This window comes from Pedobacter hiemivivus (genome assembly GCF_004331685.1).
GTDB lineage: Bacteria > Bacteroidota > Bacteroidia > Sphingobacteriales > Sphingobacteriaceae > Pedobacter > Pedobacter hiemivivus.
In genome coordinates, this window is sequence record NZ_SJSM01000031.1 from 34,031 (window position 1) to 56,906 (window position 22,876).

24 protein-coding genes are annotated in these 22,876 nt (G+C 37.5%); 11 read left to right on the forward strand and 13 right to left on the reverse strand.

All coding sequences use genetic code 11. The features are described 5' to 3' along the window. Entirely contained in the window at window positions 1-966 is a 966-nt protein-coding gene (locus EZ444_RS24935) for a M20/M25/M40 family metallo-hydrolase (protein WP_131612500.1), read from the forward strand. A gap of 3 nt (window positions 967-969) precedes the next feature. On the opposite strand, the gene EZ444_RS24940 is transcribed toward EZ444_RS24935, so the two are convergent. Together EZ444_RS24940 and EZ444_RS24945 are read right to left on the reverse strand one after the other, a co-directional pair. Next, entirely contained in the window at window positions 970-1,983 is a 1,014-nt protein-coding gene (locus EZ444_RS24940; protein ID WP_131612502.1) for a glycosyltransferase family 2 protein, read from the reverse strand. After that, window positions 1,983-2,825, reverse strand: a complete 843-nt coding sequence (locus EZ444_RS24945; protein ID WP_262711281.1) for a lysophospholipid acyltransferase family protein — start codon at window positions 2,823-2,825, stop codon at window positions 1,983-1,985. Before EZ444_RS24945 ends, EZ444_RS24940 begins: the two co-directional genes overlap by 1 nt. Window positions 2,826-2,902: 77 nt before the next feature. Between EZ444_RS24945 and EZ444_RS24950 the strand changes: the two genes are divergently transcribed. From EZ444_RS24950 to bioB, 4 genes are read left to right on the forward strand one after another with little or no spacing between them, the layout of a single operon-like run. Further along, the gene (locus EZ444_RS24950) at window positions 2,903-3,514 is read left to right on the forward strand and encodes a WbqC family protein (protein WP_131612506.1); all 612 of its coding nucleotides are present in this window, start codon (window positions 2,903-2,905) and stop codon (window positions 3,512-3,514) included. Between the two features lie 3 nt (window positions 3,515-3,517). Next, window positions 3,518-4,636: a magnesium/cobalt transporter CorA gene (gene corA, locus EZ444_RS24955; RefSeq protein WP_131612508.1), complete on the forward strand. Its 1,119-nt coding sequence runs from the start codon at window positions 3,518-3,520 to the stop codon at window positions 4,634-4,636. 27 nt (window positions 4,637-4,663) lie between these two features. Next, window positions 4,664-6,013, forward strand: coding sequence for a magnesium transporter (gene mgtE, locus EZ444_RS24960; protein WP_131612510.1), 1,350 nt, complete (start codon window positions 4,664-4,666; stop codon window positions 6,011-6,013). A 12-nt stretch (window positions 6,014-6,025) separates the two neighbouring features. Next, on the forward strand, window positions 6,026-7,036 hold the full coding sequence (bioB, locus tag EZ444_RS24965; RefSeq protein WP_131612512.1) for a biotin synthase BioB: 1,011 nt from the start codon (window positions 6,026-6,028) through the stop codon (window positions 7,034-7,036). Here the strand turns inward: bioB and EZ444_RS24970 are convergent. The 8 genes from EZ444_RS24970 to EZ444_RS25005 form a co-directional block, all read right to left on the reverse strand. After that, window positions 7,033-7,443 carry an organic hydroperoxide resistance protein gene (locus tag EZ444_RS24970; protein ID WP_131612514.1) on the reverse strand — a complete coding sequence of 137 codons (411 nt, stop codon included), beginning with the start codon at window positions 7,441-7,443 and terminating at the stop codon, window positions 7,033-7,035. The genes bioB and EZ444_RS24970 overlap by 4 nt on opposite strands. A 57-nt stretch (window positions 7,444-7,500) precedes the next feature. After that, the gene (locus EZ444_RS24975) at window positions 7,501-9,660 is read right to left on the reverse strand and encodes an FUSC family protein (RefSeq protein WP_131612516.1); all 2,160 of its coding nucleotides are present in this window, start codon (window positions 9,658-9,660) and stop codon (window positions 7,501-7,503) included. A 166-nt stretch (window positions 9,661-9,826) separates the two neighbouring features. Next, window positions 9,827-10,975 carry a tetratricopeptide repeat protein gene (locus EZ444_RS24980; RefSeq protein ID WP_131612518.1) on the reverse strand — a complete coding sequence of 383 codons (1,149 nt, stop codon included), beginning with the start codon at window positions 10,973-10,975 and terminating at the stop codon, window positions 9,827-9,829. 85 nt (window positions 10,976-11,060) lie between these two features. Next, window positions 11,061-12,137, reverse strand: a complete 1,077-nt coding sequence (locus EZ444_RS24985) for a tetratricopeptide repeat protein (RefSeq protein WP_131612520.1) — start codon at window positions 12,135-12,137, stop codon at window positions 11,061-11,063. A 39-nt stretch (window positions 12,138-12,176) separates the two neighbouring features. Beyond that, window positions 12,177-14,792, reverse strand: coding sequence for a DNA gyrase subunit A (gene gyrA, locus EZ444_RS24990; RefSeq protein ID WP_131612522.1), 2,616 nt, complete (start codon window positions 14,790-14,792; stop codon window positions 12,177-12,179). Between the two features lie 129 nt (window positions 14,793-14,921). Further along, complete coding sequence (gene hemF, locus EZ444_RS24995; RefSeq protein WP_131612542.1) at window positions 14,922-15,818, reverse strand: oxygen-dependent coproporphyrinogen oxidase; 897 nt, start codon at window positions 15,816-15,818, stop codon at window positions 14,922-14,924. Between the two features lie 142 nt (window positions 15,819-15,960). After that, window positions 15,961-16,155 carry a coproporphyrinogen III oxidase gene (locus EZ444_RS25000; RefSeq protein ID WP_131612524.1) on the reverse strand — a complete coding sequence of 65 codons (195 nt, stop codon included), beginning with the start codon at window positions 16,153-16,155 and terminating at the stop codon, window positions 15,961-15,963. A 65-nt stretch (window positions 16,156-16,220) separates the two neighbouring features. After that, window positions 16,221-16,526, reverse strand: a complete 306-nt coding sequence (locus EZ444_RS25005) for a phosphoribosylpyrophosphate synthetase (protein ID WP_131612526.1) — start codon at window positions 16,524-16,526, stop codon at window positions 16,221-16,223. Between the two features lie 79 nt (window positions 16,527-16,605). On the opposite strand from EZ444_RS25005, the gene EZ444_RS25010 reads away from it, so the two are divergent. From EZ444_RS25010 to EZ444_RS25030, 5 genes are all read left to right on the forward strand, one after another. Continuing rightward, window positions 16,606-17,091, forward strand: a complete 486-nt coding sequence (locus EZ444_RS25010) for a DUF4442 domain-containing protein (protein ID WP_131612528.1) — start codon at window positions 16,606-16,608, stop codon at window positions 17,089-17,091. Window positions 17,092-17,110: 19 nt separating this feature from the next. Beyond that, on the forward strand, window positions 17,111-17,734 hold the full coding sequence (locus EZ444_RS25015; RefSeq protein WP_131612546.1) for an AlbA family DNA-binding domain-containing protein: 624 nt from the start codon (window positions 17,111-17,113) through the stop codon (window positions 17,732-17,734). A 129-nt stretch (window positions 17,735-17,863) separates the two neighbouring features. Then, window positions 17,864-19,219 (forward strand): MATE family efflux transporter, encoded by a 1,356-nt coding sequence (locus tag EZ444_RS25020; RefSeq protein ID WP_131612530.1) that lies wholly within the window; start codon window positions 17,864-17,866, stop codon window positions 19,217-19,219. 129 nt (window positions 19,220-19,348) lie between these two features. After that, entirely contained in the window at window positions 19,349-20,287 is a 939-nt protein-coding gene (locus EZ444_RS25025) for a sulfite exporter TauE/SafE family protein (protein WP_131612532.1), read from the forward strand. Window positions 20,288-20,362: 75 nt separating this feature from the next. Further along, window positions 20,363-20,677, forward strand: coding sequence for a sensor histidine kinase (locus tag EZ444_RS25030; protein ID WP_165503722.1), 315 nt, complete (start codon window positions 20,363-20,365; stop codon window positions 20,675-20,677). Here the strand turns inward: EZ444_RS25030 and EZ444_RS25035 are convergent. From EZ444_RS25035 to EZ444_RS25045, 3 genes are all read right to left on the reverse strand, one after another. Next, window positions 20,666-20,860 carry a hypothetical protein gene (locus tag EZ444_RS25035; RefSeq protein WP_131612536.1) on the reverse strand — a complete coding sequence of 65 codons (195 nt, stop codon included), beginning with the start codon at window positions 20,858-20,860 and terminating at the stop codon, window positions 20,666-20,668. The genes EZ444_RS25030 and EZ444_RS25035 overlap by 12 nt on opposite strands. A 36-nt stretch (window positions 20,861-20,896) precedes the next feature. After that, the gene (locus EZ444_RS25040; RefSeq protein ID WP_131612538.1) at window positions 20,897-21,478 is read right to left on the reverse strand and encodes a DUF4833 domain-containing protein; all 582 of its coding nucleotides are present in this window, start codon (window positions 21,476-21,478) and stop codon (window positions 20,897-20,899) included. A 90-nt stretch (window positions 21,479-21,568) separates the two neighbouring features. Then, window positions 21,569-22,081 (reverse strand): DinB family protein, encoded by a 513-nt coding sequence (locus EZ444_RS25045; RefSeq protein WP_131612540.1) that lies wholly within the window; start codon window positions 22,079-22,081, stop codon window positions 21,569-21,571. A 573-nt stretch (window positions 22,082-22,654) separates the two neighbouring features. On the opposite strand from EZ444_RS25045, the gene EZ444_RS25050 reads away from it, so the two are divergent. Continuing rightward, on the forward strand, window positions 22,655-22,876 hold a 222-nt coding region (locus EZ444_RS25050; RefSeq protein ID WP_455430285.1), incomplete at its 3' end, for an ISAon1 family transposase N-terminal region protein.

The following is a 22,876-nucleotide window of genomic DNA, read 5'->3' on the forward strand; positions in this document are numbered from 1 at the left end:
ATGTCCGTTAAAAAGTATTTACTGACTACGCTTTGTTCGGTGATTAGTTATGGCGCTTTTGCTCAATCTGACATCACTGAAAATGAGATTGCTGCACATATTTCTTTTCTTGCTTCTAAAAAGATGGCTGGCCGTTTTCCGGGAACCAGGGAGAACAAAAAGACCGTTGATTACCTGATTAAAAATTTTAGAAGGGCCGGCATAAAGCCTTTTGGCAGTAGTTATATACAAGAATTCTCTGCTAAGATCAGGGTTAAAAAAGGGGTGACAGATACCCCGATTGTTAAAACTCAAAATGTTATAGCTTTTATTGAAGGTAATGATCCGGCTTTAAAGCAGGAGTACATTGTATTAGGTGCTCATTACGACCATCTGGGGATGGGTGGTCCTTCGTCAAAAAAGCCCGACACTGTTGGTGTACACCTTGGTGCCGATGACAATGCAAGTGGAACAGCAGCATTGTTGGAAATTGCAGAGAAACTACAAGCTAATAAGAAAGATTTAAAACGAAGTGTGCTACTTATAGCATTCGGTGCAGAAGAACAAGGTTTATTGGGGTCGAAATATTTTGTCGAGCATCCTGTTATTCCATTGTCCACTATCAAGTTGATGATGAATATGGATATGGTGGGCAGGATGAACGGCGAGAAGAATCTGTATATGGGTGGTGCAGCCTCTTTTAATGGAGGGATGGAGCTTATGAATAGCTTAGGACCCCAGATTGGCATAAAACCAATTGTGATTGCTTATGATGTGGGGGGTTCTGATCATGTATCATTCTTTAAAAAGAACATTTCAGTATTGGGCTTCCATACAGGCGGTCATCCACAATATCATACGCCTGAAGATGATTTTGCACACATAAATGTACCTGGTGAAAAACTGGTTTGCGATTATATTTACAAAGCAATTTTTAGTGTAGCCAATCGGGAAGGAGCCGTATCCTTTATTCCAGAAAAGAAATAGCACCTAAAGCTGACTAAAAAACCTGATCTTTTTAACAAAATAAGCCCAAATAATACTAGAAGGGTATTGTCCGGTATGCTTTAAAAAGGGTATTTGCTTATCACTACGCTTTGCACCGTTCTTTTGTAAACTACAAAGGAAATGATAGTGCGCTCTATTTATTGCCCAGGCAAAATCGGTTTTACCTTGCAAAAGAAAATGTATCCAGGCTACAAAATCCAGGGACATCCGAATAAAGATTCTGAAGTACGCATCGTTTGCGGGCAGATTTTTTTGCATTAAAATCAGGTTATTCCTAAAATTAAGATAGGTTTTATGCGGACTGTTTGCATCTAAAGTAGCTCCACCAACATGATAAACTTCGGCTGTAGGACAATAGATAACTTTATAACCCAGGTTTTTTATGCGCCAGCAGAGATCTATCTCTTCCATGTGTGCAAAGAAATCCTGATCTAGTCCAGCAACTTCTTTCCAATACTTGCTTTTGATAAACAAGGCGGCACCGCTAGCCCAGAACACCTCAATTTGGTCATTATATTGATTTGTATCTATCTCCACGGTATCAAACAAGCGTCCCCTGCAAAACGGGAAAGCATGTAAATCAAGGTACCCACCAGCTGCACCAGCATACTCAAACTGGCTTTTATTCTTCTGCCACTTAATTTTAGGTTGTGCAACAGCTACTTTATCATCCATTTCCATGGCATCAATAACCGGCTGAATCCAATTTTCGGGAACTTCAACATCAGAATTTAGCAAAACATAATAATCAGCTTCAACTTGAGCTAATAATCTATTATATCCTTCAGCAAAACCATAATTATGATCGTTTACAATTACTTTTACATCAGGATAATTTGCTTTTACAAAAGCGATGGAATCATCTGTTGAGGCATTATCGCCCACTATAAGCTGTAAATTGGGGTAGACAGACTTTACTACACTGGGTAAAAACTGCTCAAGCAGCGCCTTTCCGTTCCAATTTAAAATTACTACTGCTACACTTGGTACTGTCATTATCCTGCGTTAACTGGTTTATGCTTCCATCGCCTGTGGCTCCAAAGCCAGTAAGCTGGCGCTTCATTAAGCGTTTTTTCTAATAGGGCAAACTGAAGATGGGTGATTTCATGCTCCTTGGTTGCGTTTGGGTTAAGGCACAGCGGAATACAATCCACTTCGTAATAACCTCTTTTAATCACTTTTGCCTCGAAATAAAATATTGGCCTATTGGCCTGTAACGCGATTTTTTCAAGCCCTAACAATACTGGTGTTGGCTGATGCATAAAATCGATCCAATAATGAGTCTCATGACCTACAGGCGTTTGATCGCCGGCAAAGCAAAACATAGTTGGTTCGTTTTTAACGGCAGTTAAAGACCTCAATGTCTGACGCATTGGAATGAACTTATTGCCAAACCGGGTACGAATCCTGTAAAACCAGGCATCAAAGATCTGGTTGCTTAAAGGTTTATAAATTACATACTCAGGTTTCGATAATTCGGCACCCAAAGCCAACATACATAATTCCCAGTTGCCATAATGCCCTGTACATGCCAAAACGCTTTCACCTTTATTAAAATACTGCTCTATCTGATCCAGATTCTTGAATTTTACCCGCCTTTTAAGTTCTGATCTGGAGATAGAACTCATTTTCACCACCTCGACCATAAGGTTGCAGAGGTATCTGAAATACTTCTTTTCGATACTTACAATCTCCGCTTCAGATTTCTGAGGAAAAGCATTAGAAAGATTCTCGTGAACAACTTTCTTGCGGTACGGATATATATAATATATGATGTAATACCCTAAAGTTGCGAGTGGATATAGCAGCGATAAGGGCAGTAGGGATAAAAAGTTCAAAAAAAATATTCCTATGTAAGAAAAGCTTTTTTTTATCATTAATTTGGCGAATTGAGAATGCAAACATAAAATATCAGATGCAAAGTTCAGCTATATTCCCTCTTTTTTATCTTCCGCCAGTTAGCTACTTCTCTGGTTTGAAAGACTTTGATTACAATTTTTTATTAGAAAAAGAAGAACACTTCCCCAAGCAAACGTATAGAAACCGTGCTAGAATATATTCACCCAATGGCCATTTGGATTTAATAATTCCTGTAATTCGTGGCGCAAACGTACACACTAAGATGAAAGATGTTAAAATTAGTAATGATTTTAACTGGCAAAGGCTACATTGGAAGAGCTTTGAGAGCTGCTACAGGAACTCTGCATACTTTGAGTTTTATGAAGATGAATTTTCGCGTTTCTACCATCAGAAATTTGAATACTTGTTTGATTATAACCTTGAGCTTTTGCAATGGTTGTTTAAACAGCTTAAAAAAGAACCGACTATTGGTTTTACCACAGAATATGTAAAGGAAATAGATCCGGCATTGGATTTCCGAGCAAAAATACATTTTAAAAATGCCATAAATACCGAAGATTTCAAACCTTATTTCCAGGTTTTCGACGACAGGGAAGGCTTTAAGCCAAACTTAAGCATTGTTGATCTGTTGTTTAATCAAGGCCCGCAAACCAAATCATATTTATGATGTATGAGCAAATCAGCAAAGCATAAGCGAAAACGTAAGCATTACTCCATACCAACAGTCGGCGCTAGTCCAGGCGTTGTATTTATTGATGAACAGTCTTTAAAGCCTGTTATTGTCTTCCATACCTATAATGTACATTTTTATGAAGTTAAGGAATTGGATAATATTGAAAACTTAACGGAAATAGTTGCGAATAAGGAGTTTAACTACTGGATAGAAATTAAAGGCTTTAAATCCATTGATCTATTTGATACACTTAGTGCTGATTTTGGAATCAATAAATTGGTTTTAGAAGACATTACACGTCCATATCAACGTCCAAAATTCGAAGAATATGGCACCTATGATTTTGCAATCAGTAGGATGCTTCATTTTGATGAGCAAAAGAATCTGGACAATGACCAGTTTTCTTTTATTTTAAAGGAAAATGTTTTATTTACCTTCCAGGAGGGGTACAAAGATTGTTTAGATCCCGTTCGCGCAAGGTTAATCGCCGGAAAAGGAAACATCCGCATTGCAGGTAGCAGCTACTTAATGTATGCTTTAATGGATATTATTGTCGATACCTATTTTGTAATATTAGGGGAATGGAGTGAAGAATTAGATCTGATAGAGGATCGTTTATTTGATAAGCCGGACAGAAGCGTAATGTACGATACCCAGCTTGTTAAAAGAAACCTGATCAATGTAAGACGAGTGGTTTGGCCAGAGCGGGATAAATTGAATGACATACTGAGAAGTGACAGCCGACTGATCCCAGATCAGACTAAAATGTATATCCGGGATGCCTATGATCATTGTATACAACTCATTGATATGGTCGAGTCATTGAAAGAAATCTCAGCTAGCAATATTGACATGTACCTGTCCATCATTAGCAACAGAATGAATGAGATTATGAAAGTGCTCACCATCATTTCGTCCATTTTCATTCCGCTAACCTTTATTGCAGGTGTTTACGGGATGAACTTTGCGATTGAAGATCCTGTAACTGGAAAAGTATTGCCACAAAACATGCCCGAACTTTATCAGGAACATGGCTATTTGTACACCATGATCATCATGGGCCTCATTGCTGTTTTACAAATCATATATTTCTGGCGTAAAGGATGGTTTAAATAACATGGTTATTCTTACCTTTACGGCCTCATGCAATCCTTCGAACTAGATAAGACGGACGTATCCAGAATTAAGCTTGCCTTAAGCGGTGGTGATGAACAACTAAAAGTTATTCTGGGGGAGTATCACGCCTCCGAAATTGCCATTTTATTTGAGAATTTAACCACGGAAGAGCAGCAAAGAATCATCAATTTACTGGATGTAGAAATTGCTTCCGAGGTGATCTCGGAAATGCACGAAGAGTCTCACCCTGAAGAACTTTTACTACAATTACATCCGGATAAGCGTACTGAAATCGTTGAAGAGCTGGACTATGATGATGCAACAGACATCATTTCCCAGCTGGAAGAACACGAGCAAAAAGAGATTCTTGCCGACCTGAGCGAGGATGATGCTTCGAGCATCAGAAATCTACTCAGCTACCACGAAGAAACCGCCGGTGGTTTGATGAATACGGAGTTTATCCGTATCAATCTTAACCTAACAAAAAAGGATGCCATTGATGAAATCATCAGGCAAAGTGAGGAAATTGAAGAATTCTATACGATTTTTGTCGTAGACAATGATAATGTTTTTCAGGGGATCGTTTCTTTAAAGGACATCATTAAGGCGAAAGGAAATGCCAAAATTACGGAGCTTGTAAAGGCCGAAGTAGCTTGGGTGTACCCTGATACGGATCAGGAAGAGGTAGCCCGATTGATTTCCCAATATAACATTACCAGTATTCCGGTATTGGATAAGGATCATAAGCTTTTAGGTCGGGTTACGTTTGATGACGTTATTGACGTTCTGGAAGATGAAAATACGGAAGATTTCCTGAAAATATCCGGAGTATCTGAAGATGAGGAACTAAGTGGTAACTGGGTCGAAGCCGTAAAATCGCGCTTGCCTTGGCTTATTTTAAACCTCGGTACAGCATTTTTAGCGTCCTCTGTTGTACGTCATTTTGACGACACCATAAAACAAATCGTGGTGTTGCCTGCCTACATGACCATTATTGCAGGTATGGGTGGCAACGCAGCTACACAGGCATTGGCGGTAACGGTTAGAAGGATTTCCTTATACGACCTAACGGATAGCCAAGCTTACAGAACCGTATTAAAAGAATTCACCGTAGGATCAATTAATGGGGCTTGTACTGGCGCCATCGTGTTTTTATTCGCACTATATTTTGATTCCAATCCAATGCTTGGATTGGTTATTTTTTTAGCGATGACGGGCAATTTATTAATCGCAGGCATAACTGGTGCGGGCATTCCATTAGCCCTAAAAAGAGTTGGAATCGATCCAGCCATTGCATCTTCAATAATTATTACAACTTTTACAGACGTTTTTGGATTTTTACTCTTGCTAGGACTAGCAAGCAAACTTTTACTTTAATTAACCAATTATATGCAACCAACAAAACACAACTGGACTAAAGAAGAAATTTCGGCTATTTACCATAAGCCTTTTCTAGACTTAGTTTATGAAGCTGCAACTATACATCGTGAAAATAAAGACTATTCAGAGGTACAGGTTAGTTCTCTAATCTCTATTAAAACAGGCGGCTGTGCTGAAGATTGTTCTTATTGTCCGCAAGCAGCACGTTACCACACAGATCTAGAGGTTCAGCCACTGATGCAGGTAAGTCAGGTGGTTAGTGCTGCCGTAAAAGCAAAAGAGGGTGGTGCATCACGTCTATGTATGGGAGCTGCATGGAGAGAAGTACGCGACAACCGTGATTTTGACCGCGTTATAGACATGGTTAAAGCCGTAAATGAGATGGATATGGAAGTTTGCTGTACTTTAGGTATGCTAACAGAAAGTCAGGCTCAAAAACTTGCTGATGCTGGCCTATATGCTTATAATCACAACATTGATACTTCAGAAGATGATTATAAACGTATCATTTCTACGAGAACTTATGATGATCGCTTAAATACCATTAAAAACGTGCGTAAAGCAAAGCTAACGGTTTGTAGTGGTGGAATCATCGGTTTAGGTGAAACACCTGAAGATAGAGTTTCAATGCTGCAGACTTTAGCCAATATGGAGGTTCATCCAGAATCTGTTCCAGTAAATGCGCTTGTTCCTGTAAAAGGTACGCCGCTAGAAGATCAGCCACGTGTTCCAATCTGGGATATGGTTAGAATGATCGCTACAGCCCGTATTGTTATGCCAAACTCTGTTGTACGTTTGTCTGCAGGAAGAAATGAAATGAGTACTTTAGAACAAGCTTTTTGCTTTATGGCAGGAGCAAGCTCCATATTTGCAGGTGATAAATTATTAACGACGCCAAATCCTGCGTTTGTAGATGATATGGCTATGTTTGAATTGCTTGGATTGAAAACAAGAGAAGCATTTAAGAATGGTAGACCAAAAAATACCATTAACAAAACTGAAGAAGTAACAGCTAATTAAATAGCTGTTACTCTAGTTTCAATATTACCTTTAGTGGCCTTAGAATAAGGACAGGCATGATTTGCTTTATCAGCTAATTTTTGCGCTTCATCTGTAGGGATACCCGGAATATGAACATCAAGATCAGCTGATAAAAAAAATGCGTTTCCATCTTTATTAAAGGAAACATGTACTTCTACGGTAGCTTCGGAAACATCAACACCATCTCGCTCAGCAACGGCTGCCAAAGCGCCTAAGTAACATGGTCCCCAGGCCGCTGCAAATAATTGTTCAGGATTGGTTGCGCCGCCTTGTCCGCCCATTTCTCTTGGTTTTCTTACCTCAAATTCTATAGTACCATCGCTTGATTTGATATGACCATTCCTGCCACCTTTAGCCGTAACCGAGGCTGTATATAACTTTTCCATAATTTTCTATTGTTCTTGTAACTCCTGATACAACAGCTAAAAAAGGCTTAAAGTTTTTTATATTTTGATTTTTTCTGACAACTTGAAGATGTCATAAGCTACTTTTTGAATCAAATCAATCTGTTCAGCAACCATCACTTCATCATTTTGATTTTCCGCTGGATCGCTGATATTTCGCCTAATCAAAGGAACGTTACTGGTGATACCGTTGTTTGCCTGTAGGTTCTCTACAGCCATATTTAATAGATAATCCGTGTTTTGAATAACAGGTTTAAGTGTTTCAAAATCCTCAACAATGAAAGCATGTTCCTTTTTATACAAGGAAAGGGTAGCTATATAAGAGGAGAGGTGGTGATTTAATGCCGTAAACTGATGAAGCTCAGCCATCAAAACTTGTTTGCTTTTAGGTTCCGAAAACATGCGTTGAAATAGTGAGGCTAAATTGGCGGTTGTTACATATACTTCTTTACGGGCAACCTTGTAATTGGTCAGGTTATGCGTATCATCTGTATACAACAGTACAACTTGTTCAAAATAATTCATGTTGGCTTTTAAAGTATCCAGCATTGCTTCCTTAAGCTTTTCACGTTCCCAATAAGGAAATAGCGAATAACTGGCCATCAATGCAATACCAGAACCGATTAATGTATCGTAGATTCGCTCACGTGCTATGGATAAACTTCCCATACCCAGAAAGTCAAATAGAACCAGGATATATGGTGTCATGAACAATACACTTACCACATAATTCTTGCGCTGAAAACTATAGGCCCCAATCATACAGAAGAGGAGAATAATAAACAACGTGTTTTTATCATTAATATAAACCAGTATGCCCATTCCAATAAACGCACCAATTACTGTTCCGATGATCCGCTCGTAATTCCGCTTTTTGGTTAGGCTAAACCCAGGCTTGGAGATCACCAGGATCGTAAGTAATATCCAATAGCTATGAGAAAATCCCAATGACTTGGCTACAATAAAACCGATCAACATTACGATAGCCACTCGAAGTGAGTGCCTAAAAGTAGATGAGCTGAAGGTTATATTGTCATAGAAGAGTTCAGGATCTATACTTTGTCTGGTCACAAATTTCTCAACCTCTATTTCCCTGGGTTTTAAGTTTTTCTTTTCTTTCTTATTGAAATAACTGTTGATTGTCTTAACCCGTGACAGGATATTTTCAATGTTGACTTCTATATTCTTGAGTGCAATAATGCCTAAGGTATTATATTTACCATCCGTATTATTACGCTCCAGTTGAGTAATCTCATTTCTTAAAGTTTCTACATCTTCAATAAGAGAAGTTGGAAGACTAGGAATCCCGCCTGTTTTTAACGAAAAAGCAATATCGTCCAATTCATCAGCAATCTTTATAATAACTGATTCATAGTGCTTTAAAATACCTGTAGAATCAAATTGCTCATGCAATTGCTTGTAATTGTAGTAGGTTGACATGACTTGCTCGAATAAGTCGACCATATCGACAAAAACCAATAACAAAAACCTTCCTTCAGGCGTAGATTCTCTTACAATTTCCCGAGTTTTAAATAAAATCTCACGTACAGCATCTTGTTTTTCATGAACAAGGACCTGAAGCTGCAACAAATCGGCGTAATTATCATCATAATCAATGTTTTGATGGTAAAATTTAGCTTTTGCTCTCAAAAATAGACTTACTTCATGAATAGAATCGCTTAAAGTTTGCTGTACAATGCGATAGGGGCGGATCCTATAGAAAAAATAGCTCAATAGGGTATACCAGATGCTGCCAATAAAGATAAGTGCTGAAGAAAACAAAACTTCCCGCCAAGGCCTGATGTCATCGATACTTAAAACCATAATCAGCAAAACAGCAGTACCAATAGACGCAGCTCTTAATCCATATAAAAAGAACATGGAGAAAATAAAACTGAAAAGCACAAGAAGTACTCCAGTAAAATAGACATTGCTGTTGGTTAGACCGACAATGATAAAAGTCAAAGTAATTAATCCAGTTGTAACGAGCATCGCATTTCTGCGATGTAGAATTGGTCCTGGTGTATCTACAACACTGGCACATAAGGCGCCAAGTGACAGTGTCATACCATACTCAATATGACCATATTGTGCCATAATAAGCGAGGGACAAAGTACGCCAAGTGTAATACGCAATCCATCAGCAAAATAAGTACTTAGTAAAAAATCATGAATACTTCTGATTGGGCGATTTAACATACTGCAAATTTATAATTAATGCATATCAATTACTTGACCATTATATATAGTAATATCAACATTTTTTGGGGTACAATAGCAATAAGGAGCCATCATAATTTATTACTTAACATAATATTAATTATGAAACTAATAATATTAAATCATCAAATAGGGGTTTTGTACTTTAAAACTCTTCGAGTTTACCTTTAAGCTCCTGGACTTTATCCAATCTATTCTTACGCGTATAGATGTCAATTAACAGTTGCACAGTAGCTTTGTCGTTTTGATTGACCTCGTGGGCTTGTAGTAACGCGATTTCAGCTCTATTTATAAAAGACTTGAATTTTTGAGGGTTTTCAGTTTTTCCGGATTTAAGTGATTCATTTGCAGAATTTACATAAACCAATCCTAATTGATATAGTGCATCAAAATAATTCTCATCAATCGCCAGCGCTTTGTTGTATGCTAGTTCTGCTGTACTATTATTAGCTTTATGCTGTTGCAAATAACCATATAAAAAATAAAGCAATTTATTGTTCGATTCTACTTTTAACGTAGATTCAATTACGCGCATCGCTTCAGTGTACTTTTCATTATCCAATAATAGATTAATGTAATCATTGGTTAAAAAAACGCTGTACGGATTAACTTTAATGCCGTCCTCAAGTGTACGTATGGCCAATTCATGTTCAAATTTTGAAGTATAGATGTTTGCCATATTTTGGAAAACCAATGGATTTACTATACCATTTTCCTTTGCGCGTTTAAAATACACTAAGGCTTTATCGAAATATTGGATATTTAGCGCTGACAATGCAGTATTTATAGCTAGCGAAGTATCTTTTGGGATAAAGTCACTCACTTCCTTAAGTAGTTCGTAAGCTGTCGCATAATCGCCATTTGCGAAGGCAACACTTCCTTTTTTTTGCTTTCTGATGTTGATGTTGTAAGCTGCCGCTGAAATTAACCGGTAATTGGCTTGAAATTTATCTAATCTTCTGGCAGAATCTATAGCTTGTACAGCATAAATGTAATTCCTATCCGCATTTCCTTCATCGCTATCAATGATCGAAACATAAGCACTTAAATACGCTTTCAACGCCCATGTTTCTGGCCATTTCTTCGTCTTCTTGTCATTTTGAGCGGCATCAGCAGCTTTAACCCCCTCTCCTAGTATACTTAACTGCTTTTTAGCGTCCTGCTTCGTGTTGATGGCAACTTGCAGTTTACCAACGCTATTACGTGCAATTTGAAGCTGGCTTTTTTGGGCAAAAGCAACATTGTAACTCATAGAAACTAGAAATACGCTGCAAACAAAAGATATCTTACTCATACAAAACATGTTCTTGGTACAAACTTATAAAAAAAAAAGAGGGATAAAAATTACCCCTCTTTTTAATCAATTATTGATGCTAAAATTATTTCTTCAGCGCTTCTAATCTTTTATTCATTAATTCGTAGTTAACTTTGTCATCCTTAAACAGATAGATGATTTTAAGATTCTCAAGCGCGTTAAGATTTTTAGGATCGATCTCTAAAGCTGCCTTGTAGTAAGGAACAGATAAATCGATAAACTTTGTCATCTTAACACCTAGTTCATTGAATTCTTTAGTTTTCTTCACGTCTAAAGCATTTCTCTGAGTTTGAATAGCTAAAGCTTGTTTGTAATAAGTATCACCCATTAAATACTGATAAATTGCATTTTTAGGATCCTTAGCGATCAGCTTTGTAAGCATTTCCTGAGATTTTGCGATATCACCTTTTTTGATGTAAAGATCAGTCTCTAAACCAATAAAGTATGAATCATCTGGATATTTTGCTGCTGCATCTCTAAGAAGAGCTAATCCAGAAGTAGTGTCTTTAAGTTTATCAAAGGTAATGTTGATCACCTCAGAGTACAATACTTTTGAATCAGGATAATTCAATTCAATTGCTTTTTTGAAATTCCTAATTACTTCTGGATAGTTCTGTATTTCTTTAGCAGTTACACCTGCATTAACATACATACTTGTATCATTTGGGTTTTTAGTAGTGATTTCATTAAAAGCTTCTAATGCTGTAGCAAAATCTTTCTTTTTATAAGCATAGATCGCTCTATTTCTAACAGCGTTCTCTACATTCACTTTGGCTTGCTCCAAATTCTCTTTTTCAGAGCCTTTTTTATCTAGCTCTTTAGCTTTAGCAATTGATTCCTCAGCAATGATCTGCTTTGCTTTAGCATTTTTTAAATCAACAGAGTCAACTAAAGCGATTCTTGAAGCAAATAGCGCTCTATAACCCCATCCTTCAGCTATATCTTTAGATTTTTCATTGGATACAGCCAGATCAGCATGAGCCAATCCGCCATTAAGCACTTTTAGATGCTCCGTTAAGTTTTTGCCTGAGGTGATGCCTAAAAGATTCCATGCCTTTTTAGCCTCACTAATTTCACTTTTTTGAGCGTTTGCAAGTGAGGCAACACCTACAAACAAAATACTTAAAAGTACTTTTTTCATTTTCTAATATTTATGTTCGACAATTATTGATATCTGTTGTTATTTCTCTTCTTCGGTAGTGTCTTCATCAGCATCACTTTCTTCTTCGTCATTCTCCTCAGCCTCTGTCGTATCATCGGTAGGTTCTTCTTCAATCTCCCCCTCGCCTGCTGGCTCACCGTCTAATACTACATAGCTTTCAGTTTCTTCAATTTCATCCTCTTCATGCTCAATTCTAGCTACAGAAGCAATCTCGTCGTTACCTTTCAGGTTGATCAAGCGTACACCTTGTGTTGCACGTCCCATTACCCTCAATTCACTTACCACAATTCTAATTACGATACCTGATTTATTGATAATCATTAAATCATCCGCATCAGTAACATTTTTAATGGCAACAAGGTTTCCAGTTTTTTCAGTAACATTAATAGTTTTAACACCTTTACCACCTCTATTAGTAACGCGGTAATCTTCAATGTCAGTACGTTTACCGTAACCTTTTTCTGAAACTACCAATACCGTTGCACCTGGATCATCCACAGCAATCATACCAACTACTTCATCTTTTTCATGAGCAAGTGTTACACCGCGTACACCAGTAGCGGTTCTACCCATTGGTCTAACTTTCTCCTCATTAAAGCGAATAGCTCTTCCAGAACGTAAAGCCATTACAATTTCGCTCGAACCTGTAGTTAAGCTAGCTTCTAATAACTGATCACCTTCGTTGATGTTAATTGCATTGATACCATTTACCCTAGGTCTCGAATAAGCCTCTAATGAGGTTTTCTTAATCGTTCCTTTTTTGGTACACATGATAATGTAGTTGTTTTCCAGATATTCCTGATCTTTCAGATTTTTAACCTTAATAAAGGCTTTAATCTTTTCTTCTTTAGGAATGTTGATGATGTTCTGAATTGCTCTTCCTTTACTTAATCTTGATCCTTCTGGGATTTCGTAAACTCTTAACCAGAAACAACGACCAGTTTCGGTAAAGAACAACATGTAATTATGGTTAGAGGCAATTAATAAATGCTCAATAAAATCTTCATTTCTTGAATCACTTCCTTTAGAGCCTTTACCACCTCTACCTTGAGTACGATATTCTGTAGCTGGCGTACGTTTAATATAACCTTCATGAGAAATGGTAATTACTACCTCTTCATCCTCAATAAAGTCTTCCATGCTCATATCTTCTGCCGAGTGAACAATAGTCGTTCTACGCTCATCGCCATACTTCTCTTTCATTTCAGCCAACTCATCCTTGATGATCTGCATACGTTTACCTTCATCATCTAAAATAGATTGTAAGTAATCGATTAATTTCATCAATTCGTTGTATTCTTCTTTGATCTTATCACGCTCTAGTCCTGTTAACCTACGAAGGGTCATATCAAGGATAGCTCTTGCTTGAATATCAGATAGGCCGAATTTCTCCATTAAGCCCAGTCTGGCTTCTTCTGGTGTATCAGAGCTACGGATTAATTTGATTACCTCATCTAAATGATCTAATGCAATTAGTAATCCTTCTAAAATATGTGCACGTTTCTTTGCCTCAGCAAGTTCAAATTTAGTTCTACGTACAACCACCTCATGTCTGTGTTCCACAAAATAATGGATCAGATCTTTCAGGTTTAACAATTGCGGTCTGCCTTTAACAAGCGCAATATTATTTACACTAAATGAAGTCTGTAAAGCAGTCTGTTTAAATAGGTTATTTAAAACAATAGAAGCATTTGCATCACGTTTAATTTCATAAACGATACGGATACCATCTTTATTCGATTCATCCTTGATGTTTGAAATACCCTCAAGCTTTTTCTCACCAACCAATTCAGCGGTACGCTCAATCATCATCGCTTTATTTACCTGGTAAGGTATTTCAGTAATGATAATGGTTTCACGGTCTTTATGAGTTTCGATTTCGGCTTTGGCGCGCATTACAATACGGCCTCTACCAGTCTCAAAAGCTTCCTGCACACCATTGTAACCATAAATAATGGCTCCAGTAGGAAAATCAGGTGCTTTAATATGTTTCATCAATTCAGCTATAGTGATTTCATTGTTTTCAATGTAAGCTATAGTTGCGTTGATGGTTTCTGTAATATTATGTGGCGGCATGTTTGTAGCCATACCCACTGCGATACCTGATGAACCATTGATCAATAAGTTTGGAACTTTTGACGGAAGCACAGTAGGCTCCTGCAATGAATCATCAAAGTTTAGTTGAAAATCAACGGTATCTTTATTAATATCAGCAAGCATGTCTTCAGCAATCTTCTGGAAACGTGCCTCCGTATAACGCATTGCTGCCGGAGAGTCACCATCAATTGAACCGTAGTTTCCTTGTCCCTCAACCATTAAATAACGTAAGCTCCAATCCTGAGCCATCCTTACCATGGTATTGTATACTGATGAATCACCATGTGGGTGATACTTACCTAGTACCTCACCAACAATACGTGCAGATTTTTTATATGGTTTATTGTTTGCTAACCCTAGATCAAGCATCCCGTATAACACGCGACGGTGTACCGGTTTTAATCCATCCCTCACATCAGGTAAAGCCCTTGATACGATAACCGACATTGAATAATCAATGTAAGCGGATCTCATTTGCTCGTCAATATCGATTCTAATTATTTTGTCGTTTTCTTGATTTTCTAAATCTTCTGCCATAAATAGTAATGTTCCTTAAGAACGATTTAAATGCGGTATTCTTATAACCTTGCGAATCTAATAAAAAATGCGCCATAAAGACGCATTGTGGAAAAATTTTAACCTAGAAATTTTGGCTTTATTTAGCCATTAAGCCCATACTATTCCCTTTTTGAGCCTACTTTGCGTGTATGCTTCAGGGCTACCTAAAACAGGTTGATGGTTATATGTCCATTTTGCCATTGGAGGCAGACTCATCAGAATAGACTCTATCCGACCATTCGTTTCCAGGCCAAATTTAGTGCCCGAATCATAAACCAGATTAAATTCTGCATACCTGCTTCTGCGCAAGTATTGCCATTCTTGCTCCTGCTCTGTATATTCATGATCACGGTTGCGCTCAATCAGCTCTGTATATACGGGGATAAAAGTTTTTCCTACTGCTTCAGAGAAAGCCAATAAGTTATCGAAGGATAAGCCCGTATTTTCAGGCTTTAGTCGATCGTAAAAAATACCGCCAACGCCTCTCGTTTCTTCTCTATGTTTGATAAAGAAATAATCATCAGCATTGGTTTTAAATTTCGGATAAAAATTAGGATCAAACTGATCGCAGGTTTGCTTTAAAAGATGATGAAAGTATCTTACATCAGTATCTATAACATAATGAGGAGTTAAATCGATACCACCACCAAACCAGCGGGTCTGCTCGTCCATTTCGAAATAACGAATATTCATGTGAATGATCGGTACGAAGGGATTAGATGGATGCATCACAATAGAAACTCCAGTGGCAAAAAACTCATCATTTTCTACTTTAAATGCTTTTTTAACAGCATCTGGTAATTTCCCATGTACTGCAGAAAAATTAACACCACCCTTTTCAATTACACTTCCATGTTGCATGATCCGGGTTCTGCCGCCACCGCCACCTTCCCGGCTCCAAACCTCTTCTTCAAATTTTGCCTTTCCCTCAGCCAGTTCTAAACTGCTGCAAATCTCATCCTGAATTTTTTGATAGGCCGCTACTACTTGATCTTTAAACACCATTTCCATTAAAACTAAGCCCAAAGTTAACCTTAATAAAAAATGATCTTCCTAAAAATTGTAGATAGTACATTGTTTTGACATAAAAAAAGAGGTAAAAATCACTGATGATCTACCTCTTTTCTATCTCGTTTAATGTTTGTTTTTATTGTGCCGGTGGCATTTTAGTTGTATCTGGCGGAGTTTTTATCGTATCCTTCATTACGGTATCAACTGGCTTTATAGTTGTATCCACTTTCATAGTGTCTGTACCACCGGAGACACTCTTTGTAGAATTACATGCCGAAACTGCTAAGGTTAAAGTACCGACAACAGCTATGCTTAAAATTAGTTTTTTCATGTGGTTCTGTTTTAAATTCATCTTTTTAACAACTCAAATCCCTTAAAGGTTTTAATAATTTAAAATCAGTGATGCATCTTGAGCTTATCTAAAAGCTCTGGCGATATATTTTCTGCGTAAGCGCCATAAGCGTCAATGATTACTCCTTTTAAATTACCAACGGGAGAAGAAATGGCATAAATTACCGAACTGTCATCAGGATCTGTCATCCCTTCAAAACGGTAAAACTCGTCTATTTCAAATTCTTCTGGCATCAACTGAATATCTATCGCTTTGCACTCAATAAATTCGGCTGAAAGGTTAAAGTCATACTCATAACCTCGTTTTTCAAGGTCAGCAACTGCGGCGGTAAGGGTGTCGTATATATACATACCCTAATTTACTAAAAAATTACTTTATCATCATATATAAAATTTTATAGTTCAATAATCTTTCTGATCTTTAAGCATCATGGTTGTATCAGAAAAAACCCTTAAGTGGGCCTTGTGTTTATACCCACCTTTATTGTTCCAACGTATTTGGATTCGTAAATTTCATAAGGGCTTTCGAGGGGTTGATGTGAAGATTGCAAAGAGCATATTGAATAAGAATTATAACGGTTCCATTTTTGGCGGAACCATATATGCAGCAACAGATCCATTTTACGCTTTATTGTTTGACCAACTCCTTCAAAGAGCCGGCTTTAAAGTGCGTGTATGGCTTAAAAGTGCTTCAATTCAATATTTAAAACCCGGTCGGGGTCATTTGTATTTTACCATTACCATTACAGATGATATGCTGAACGAAGCTATAGAAACCTTAAACACCTACGGCAAATTTGTAAAGGCTTATCCAATGGAAATTACCAATGCAGAGGGAGAACTTTGTGCTACAGTAATGAATGAAGTTTATATCAGGAGTTTACATCAGGGAGAACAATCGCGTATCGCTTATTAACGCTTTAAGGAGTACACAGATGAATATCAGGAGACTAATTTTAGAAGGTGAAGGCACAATGTTGGATTTCAAGAAAACGATTACCAGCAATGAGAAAATAGCTAAAAGTCTGGTTGCGTTTGCCAATAATAAAGGCGGACAACTGTTAATCGGCGTTGCCGATGATGGTAGTATCAAAGGTGTAAAATCAGAAGACGAAGAGCGTTATATGATTACGAAATCTGCGCATCAGTTTTGCAAACCAGCTATTGAGCCTGAATTTGAAGAAGTACATATTGATGGTAAACTGGTACTTGTTGTGAGTATTGCGCGTAGCGAAACCAAACCCCATTATGCGCTTGACGAAAATAAAAAATGGTGGGTGTATTACCGGGTAAAGGACAAAAGTCTGCTTGCTAGTAAAATCATTGTAGATGTCATTAAAAAGAGTGCTGATACTTCCGGACAACTGATTACCTATACGGAACAAGAGGCAGCGCTTTTCGAATACCTTGCAGAGAAAGGTCGGATCACTTTAAAAGAGTTTAGTAAACTTACCCGGAGTTCGTACAGGCAAGCTCAAAAGATTCTTGTAAGTTTGATCTTAAGTGGTGTAATCAGGCCTCATTCCTCCGAAAAGGAAGAATATTTCACTGAGATTTGAGTTAGGTCGTGTCATCTTAAATTCATTTCATAATCTACAATATTATTTTAAACGTTTTAAAGTAGGATTCGGAAATAAACAAGGTCGACAGAGTCGTAAATCAGCACAAAAAAGCCGACTTTTGCCAAAATGTGGAAGAGCTTATACACGAGGTACAAACCTTATTATTCTGATAATTTACGTCTTGCTATGCCTATTGTGGTGTCTCAATTGGGGCATACGCTAGTGCATTTGGCGGATAGTGTAATTGTCGGACATTTTGCAGGTACCGTTCAACTCGCTGCCGTTTCCCTGGTAAACAGTTTGTTTATGCTCATCTTGGTTTTGGGCCTTGGAATTTCATATGGATTAACTCCTCTCGTTGCACAAGAAAATGGTCGTAAAAATTTTGATGAATGTGGTAAACTACTTTCCAATAGTTTGATCATAAACATCCTAATGTCTATTCTGCTTTATATCTTTGTGCATTTCGGTACCTTGTTAGCTATTGATCATATAGGGCAATCGCCAGAAGTTGTTGCTTACGCTAAGCCTTATCTTGGTTACTTGGCCATATCTATCGTTCCACTAATGATATTCCAAACTTTCAAGCAGTTTGCTGAAGGACTTGGCTTTACCAAACAAGCGATGTTTGTTTCTATATGGGGAAATCTGCTCAATGTCATCCTGGGTATAATCTTTGTAAAAGGCATGTTTGGTATTGAGCCAATGGGTGTTAAAGGTGTTGGTTTAAGTACTTTGATAGACCGTACTTTAATGGCTATAGTGATGTCGATTTATGTACTTCGTTCAAAATATTTCGCAGCATACACCAGAAGTTTCCGCCTTGGCTTAATCGATAAAGTAAGAAGTCTAAAGATTGCAAAAATTGGTGCTCCCGTTGCATTACAATATTCATTTGAAATTAGTGCATTTAGCGGTGCAGCGATATTAATCGGAACGATTGGCGCTGTAGAGCAAGCCGCACATCAAGTGGCTATTAATCTGGCCTCAGTAACCTATATGATGGCTAGCGGTATTGCATCAGCAGCAACCATTAAAACTGGTAACAACTTTGGTAAGAAAAACTTTACTGACCTAAGAAAATCTGCGATTGCCAGCTACCACGTCATACTTATGTTTATGTGTGCTACAGCTTTGTTATTTATCTTGGCCAATAACATTCTACCTTATATCTACACAGAAGATATGGCAGTAATTAATATTGCTGCACATCTGCTGATTATAGCCGGTTTCTTTCAATTATTTGATGGTACACAGGTGGTCGGTCTCGGTGTTTTAAGAGGCATTGGCGACGTGAACATCCCTACCCTCATTACCTTTATTGCTTATTGGGTGATTGGTATACCTTTGGGCTACTTGCTTGGTATTGTGCTAGGTTTAGGAGTTGATGGAATCTGGTATGGACTAACCTTCGGACTACTTACCGCTTCTACCCTTTTGTTTATTCGATTTCAAAAGAAAACCAGAGTTCTAATCGCTTAAAGAAAAAACGTCCCCTATTCACGGCTAAACGAGTATTCTAAGACAAAGTCTATTATTTTAGTAGAATTATTTTGTTTATTCAAAAAGTTGAATTAATATTGTCGACTAATTAGATAGATATTATATATAATGGGCTTACAAGAGAACGAAATCGAAATAACCATTCCCGGTAAATCACAAGAAAAAAAATGGCGCCAAATAGCTTATTTGTGCTTGCTTATCCTTGCGGTTTTATTTATAGGTTATGCGGCTTACTCTTATTTGACGTACGAATCCTTAGTCGCTTTAGGACAAGGGGTATACGCTCAAATGGATGAAAAGTTCTTTTGGATGCTCGCTGTCGGTTTCTTCGCCCAATTGGTCGATGGTGCCTTAGGTATGGGATATGGAGTAGTATCTACTACCCTGTTGCTATCTGGAGGTTTAAGTCCTGCAGTGATATCTGGTAGTATTCATACTGCCGAAATGTTTTCTAGTGGAGCATCAGGTTTTAGTCATTACCGCTTTGGAAATGTAAATAAGAAACTTTTTAAAACCTTATTAATTCCTGGTGTACTGGGTGCAATTGTTGGAGCGGTATTGCTTGGCTATGCTGGAGAGGCTTTTTCTCAATGGATCAGGCCAGTTATCTCCGTGTACACACTATTGCTGGGCATTAAAATACTTAGCAATGCTTTTAAGCATAAGCCAAAGCAACAAAAAGTAAAGCGAGCAGGATGGCTTGCTGGCGCTGGTGGCTTCTTAGATTCCTTTGGTGGTGGTGGATGGGGCCCTCTGGTGACTTCTACATTGATATCAAAAGGTCGCACCCCAAAATATGTGATTGGTACCGTTAGTTTAACTGAATTTTTTGTAACGATGGCAAGTGCCATTACCTTCTTTTTTATCTTGGGCGTTAGTCACTGGCAATCCATTATTGGCCTAATCATCGGAGGAGTAGTTGCCGCTCCAATAGCTGCGCGCTTGGTTGGTAAATTACCTATCAAAAAAATGTTTATTGGAGTTGCAGTGATTGTAATTCTGTCAAGTATCCGTATTATCTGGATGACAGTTGGAAAGATGATGTAAACTCTTTTATTTATCAAATAAAAGAATAAATTTGTTATTCAACCTATAATAACAAAGCGTATTAACAGAAACCTATTGTCTAATGCGATTAAGTTCACACCAAATTTAGGTGAGGTACACGTGCTTTCTGAGCAAATTAAAGATGAAAGTTCACCAAAGGAATTCATTAGTATAACAGTTGTTGATCATGGCATAGGCATGGATAACACAACGTTAGAAAACCTGTTTACGATAGACAACAAATCGATTGCCCTTGGAACGAATAATGAAACTGGTACTGGCCTTGGCTTGGTACTTTGCAAAGAATTTATTGAAAAGCACGGAGGCAGCATTCAGGTTCAAAGTGCTAAAAACAAAGGCAGCAAATTTACAGTAAGCTTACCTGTTTAACATCTCTAAATAATGTAATCCCTCGGGTGTAAGGGATGCCGAGTGTTGCACACGATCTCTTACTATGGTTATGTAACCCAGTCTTTCTAGTTCCTCATAGGTCTCTTCCATCCCGCCAAGTATTGAAGAACTAACTTGTTGATCTATAATCTCCAGTAGTGATTTAATCTCTTCTTTTTCCATGACTTTAAATATTTGGTTATTTAAAGATAGTAAAAACTAAACTTTTATTCTTTCAATTATCGGGGTTTTATTAGCGGTATTGATTCCTTTTAATTCTACATACTTCACGTTAGGTAACCAGAACGATCCACCTTGTATTCTAAGAAATATGCGCTCTAGCTGGATTTTCTTTTTGTTTACTGTAACGTAAACATGGTATTTTTTATCTTCAGCAGATTTCATCAAATACATGGGAAGATTTTTATGCGAAACGAATCTTAGCTCATATTGATCATCACCCATCGCTTTAGCCTGGATACCGTAAGCAAATTTCCGCTGTATATAACTTAAATCCTCTTTCTCCCCTTCTTCACCGTACCTAAGCCAATATACCTTTATAGGATCTTTTTCAATTACCTCTCCGTTCTTGTTTACATTCAATTCACATATAATTGTATTCGTATTCGGATCCCTTTGAAGGTAAAAAAGCTGATTGGCTATCCCCTGTGGTGTAGGAAATTTTAATGGAGATGGATTTCCGGTTTCAACAGCTTGCGCATAAGCACTAACATTTGCAAATAAAGCAATGAAAAACCAAGATAATATGAGAAGATGAGCGTTAGATTTTAGAGATTTCATGTTTCCTACATTTTAATGGAGATCAAATTTAAGTCAAAACCACCATACCTTAATGGCACGATGGTTATTTTACATTAGGTTTACCTTATTTTAATTTACGGCATGTTTGTTTTTAATGTTTTTCAGTTGATGTGCATGTCGTTGTGTATGATAGATCATAAAATAAACGGCTTCCAATCGGGTAACTTGCCCAAGTCCTGGCAACTCAAATGACAGGCAGGTCTGCGTAAGATCCAGATCGGTAACCGCTTTGCTTACATCAACCTTTATGTCTTCCAAAGTATTTATTAGACGTTCCTTATTGTACGCTTTCATTTCGGGAAGTATAAAAGCTGGTGCGTTCATTTTTGTTGTAAAGTCTAGCATAATACGTTCAATAGTTTTCACTGATTGATCTGGCGCTCTATCTGTATCTTGAACGGGGCCATTTAATGCCTCTGCGAAGCCTGAATTTGCCTTGCAGATATGCCGGGCAACCTGAGCTGGTGTCCAGCTTCCTTCAAAAGGCACAGCGTTTAGCTGCTGTTCATCAAAAGATGAAATTAACTGCTGAAATTCTGTTATTGTACTTTTCAATTCCTTAACAATTTCATTCTTATTCATGGTTTTATTCTTTAATGGTGTAATAAGTGTAACAATTTCATGTTATTATTAAAATAAATCTACGTTAACTAAATGAGAAAAACGGGCTTAAATGCGTCAAAAAAGAGGTTGTTTGCGACAAATATTATTTTAGTGTCATAAAATTGAAATTTCAATAGTGTATCATGTACACTATATAGAAATAACTCCGTATATTTGTCTTATTAAATAATGAAACAACAGCTTCTACTCAGATGTTTTAACAACTCTGATAGAACTTAAAGAGAAAACCCGTTCATACAGGTTTATATTTGGTTAGAATAGAGGAACGTCTGGATGGAGTGCCTCTTTCTTTTTTTATAGACCTTTTGTAATTTTGGTAATCAGATAGTTAGGCTAGATTTCATGTCTAGGTCGTTAGTAAATTAGTTAATTAATCTTATTTTGTTTCTAGGCTAAGATATGGCATTTATAGCGTATTTTAGAAGCATTATTCTTACTCTCATCCCTGTAAATTCGGATCAAGCGGAATTCTTGGGGGGAAGGAAATAATTTCTTTCTTTTGCATTTGTAAACCAAACGACAATTTTTATTTTGAGTCAAGCCGAGCAAACCCTGATCAGTTTATTATTACCGGAAGGTATCCTGGATTATTTTGAGTTAACCCAAGTAGATAAAGCAGAAAAGATGCTGAACATCTACCTTGAAGAGAAGAATATAGCCCCCGAGGGTTATGATAAAAAGGATCTTGAATCCAAAGGATTCTTTCCAGAGGTTGGTATCCAAGACTTTCCTATTCGTGGCCAGAAAGTAGCC